The following is a 3,059-nucleotide window of genomic DNA, read 5'->3' on the forward strand; positions in this document are numbered from 1 at the left end:
AAAAGGTCTAGATATAGAAACTATCAAACAAGTTGTTAAAGAACGTATTGAGATATATAACAACAGGAGACCGCATGAGTCCTGCAATATGCTAACTCCAATACAAATGCACGATCAATCAAAAATTAAAACTTATAAAATAAAAAAGAGCAGCAAAAACGTTTTTGCTGCTCTTTAATTAATCTATTTTTATCAACCTAAAACCTGTAACGATTATTTAGGACTAAACATTTCCTATTTACAATACTGCATCGCGAACTAGCTTAGCTGCCTCATGTAAGTCGGTTAAATGTTCTCCATTAAACTTACCCTGGGTATTGATCATAACATAAACAGGTTGTCTTATTTTTTCCAACTCGGTCTTGAGAGCAACGCAATCAGCATTGTCCTTGAAAATATTTAGCATTTGCATTACACTCTTATAGCTAAATGCATGATTCCATAAACTTAACCTCATTGTCGGATTACTTTCTCCTCCTCCACTCTTTAAAGCAGATGTAGCTAAATACAAACCTTCGACCCAACCTCCGACTACCATTATAGTCGCTAGCTGTGCCCTATCGTTAGAGTGCATTCGCTTTTCAGCTTTTGCATACGTCTTCGTTAATACTGTTGCCTTGTTAATAGTACCATCACTTCCGCTTTCTGCTAATTCCGAAAGTAGTTTTTCGTCAAAAGTACCATCCAGTCCTAATCCTTTGGCAAGAATAAAAACAGATTTTAATCCATTTAGCGCATCTTGTGATTGTCCATAAACGGTAGAGTAACTTACATCAGAACAATAAACACCTAAGCCTAAGGCTTTTTGCTTGTTCGTAGAATAACTTGATGCCTTACTCGCTGGATTAAGCATCCCATTATCATATCCAAATCCTGCTTCTGAAATCATTTGATACAAATGAGATGATTCTTGAATACTAGATCTAATGTTAACTAGTTCTTCTTCATAACCTTCTCTAAGTGTAGAATCTCTATCATACTCAAACACCTCTTCTACTTCTTCTACATGCTCTCCTCCGCACCCAAATGCGAATACTAAACAAGAAGATGCTATCGAATACTTTACAATTCCTTTTACTGTTCTTAAAGTCATAATGTGTAGTTACTTAAACATTCATTCAACATATGCGGAGAGGGCGGGATTCGAACCCGCGGTACCCTTTTGGGGTACGCTTATTTAGCAAACAAGTCCTTTCGGCCACTCAGGCACCTCTCCGTTTAAGCAATGCAAATGTATAAAAACATTTATATTCTTACACCGAGAGATGGGTTTATTACGATACTTTAATCAATGAAGTTACCAGTATAAACTATTATTTTTTTTCTGGGTACGAAATACGGACATGATAGATGCTCATTAGCTTCTTTTTGAACATCTTTTTAATCACTGTTATATCCTTGAAAGTGATGTCTGCATTAGAAAATTGCCCATCCGAAATATGCCCTTCTATAATTGCATCAACCAATTTAGAAATTGATTCTTCAGAATGATTCAATAAACTTTTCGAAGCCGCTTCAACAGAATCCGCCATCATTAGAACTGAAGTTTCTTTAGAATATGGTTTTGGGCCATGGTATCTGAACATTTCTGAATCAACTTCTTCTTCTGGATGGTCTTCTTTATACTTCCTGTAAAAATATTCGGTAGTGGTTGTTCCATGATGCGTTCTAATAAAATCAATTATCTGATCTGGCAAATTTGCCTTTCTTGCCAACTGAATACCATCATATACGTGATCTATAATAATCTTCGAACTTTCTTCGCTTGATAGTTCATCGTGTGGATTAACATGCGATTGCTGATTTTCGATAAAATACATTGGATTCTGTATTTTGCCTATGTCATGATAGTACGCACCAGCTCTAACCAAGAGCGTTTCTCCTCCTATCTCGTGTACAGCAGGCTCCGCCAAATTAGCCACTTGCATCGAATGCTGAAACGTTCCCGGTGCTTGTTCGGCTAATCTTCGTAACAACTTATTGTTTGTATCAGATAATTCCATCAATGTCACATCCGACATAAAACCGAATATCTTCTCATATAGATATATGAAAGGAGTTGCTAGTAAAGAAAGTATTCCGCTTCCAGCGAACCACACAAAATTTATCCAAGAAATACCTTTAACGCTACCTTCCTGTATTACATTGATACCAAAATAAACAAGTGAATAAACAACTATTATTAATCCAGAAGCAATAAAGAGTTGAGAACGAGATCTTAAATGAACGATGCTAAAAATGGCAATTAAACCAGATACCAATTCAACAAAGATGAACTCAAAACCATTTGGGGCAAGGAAACCAGTTATTATTACTATTACTATATATAGAAAGAATGCCAGAATGGAATCGAAAAAAGCACGTGTTACTATAGGTATAAGACAAAAAGGAACGATATAAATACTAATCGAATCTACTACCTTACCAAGTTTAAGAACCATTGCCGCAGCAAAAACGATTAGAAGAATATTCAACAAAAGGAATACTATTTTACCTGTATTCCTGGTAATATCTGACCTAAATATCAATAGATACAGACCCAGTGTAGCCATAGTAAGAGATACTAGTATTATTTGACCAAGAAGGATATATCTATAACTTTCATCGCTACCCAATTGGTTTTCAATTTCATCTTTCAGGGATTCAAGAACCATGAATTTGTCATCAATAACCACTTCCCCCTTCGAAATAATTAGTTCCCCTTTCTTCACCATGCCTCTGCTTAACGAAATCTTTCCGATAGCGTCCTCTCTGATTTTTTTTGTTAATGCAGCATCATATTGAACATTTTGAACAATTGAATTTTCTAATGATTTAGACAGTATAATTTTAACAACCCTACTATTCCTAAGGTTATTCAAGCTATCAATAATAAATTCTTGCGCTTGTTTAACAGTAAATAAATCGCCTAACTGAACTTCTTCTGCAAGGCTATTTGTTAGAATAGAAATCTTAGTGCTTGGATTACTTTTTTCTATATTATCACTTATTTGGACCACACCATTACGGTAAAGCCTCTTCAACAGAGCCGATCCTACTCTGAGATGTTCATCAACCCT

The 3,059-nt window shown here is 35.5% G+C and carries 3 protein-coding genes and 1 tRNA gene; 1 reads left to right on the top strand and 3 read right to left on the bottom strand.

Annotation, left to right across the window (positions count from 1 at the left end):
• The coding region (locus HRT72_10345) for a transposase (protein NQY68102.1) at positions 1 to 178 on the top strand (178 nt) is incomplete at its 5' end.
• Between the two features lie 60 nt (positions 179 to 238).
• Here the strand turns inward: HRT72_10345 and HRT72_10350 are convergent.
• The 3 genes from HRT72_10350 to HRT72_10360 all read right to left on the bottom strand — a co-directional run bounded on the left by HRT72_10350 (position 239) and on the right by HRT72_10360 (position 3,023).
• The gene (locus HRT72_10350) at positions 239 to 1,093 is read right to left on the bottom strand and encodes a hypothetical protein (protein ID NQY68103.1); all 855 of its coding nucleotides are present in this window, start codon (positions 1,091 to 1,093) and stop codon (positions 239 to 241) included.
• 35 nt (positions 1,094 to 1,128) lie between these two features.
• A tRNA-Ser gene (locus HRT72_10355) sits at positions 1,129 to 1,216 on the bottom strand.
• A gap of 97 nt (positions 1,217 to 1,313) precedes the next feature.
• Positions 1,314 to 3,023, bottom strand: a complete 1,710-nt coding sequence (locus HRT72_10360; protein NQY68104.1) for an HDIG domain-containing protein — start codon at positions 3,021 to 3,023, stop codon at positions 1,314 to 1,316.
• Positions 3,024 to 3,059 lie beyond the last annotated feature (36 nt).

Source organism: Flavobacteriales bacterium, assembly GCA_013214975.1.
Taxonomy (GTDB): Bacteria; Bacteroidota; Bacteroidia; order DT-38; family DT-38; genus DT-38.

Bases quoted from the DNA above. Each gene is read 5' to 3' on its own strand.
- HRT72_10350 (NQY68103.1), bottom strand. From the start codon at position 1,093: ATGACTTTAAGAACAGTAAAAGGAATTGTAAAGTATTCGATAGCATCT.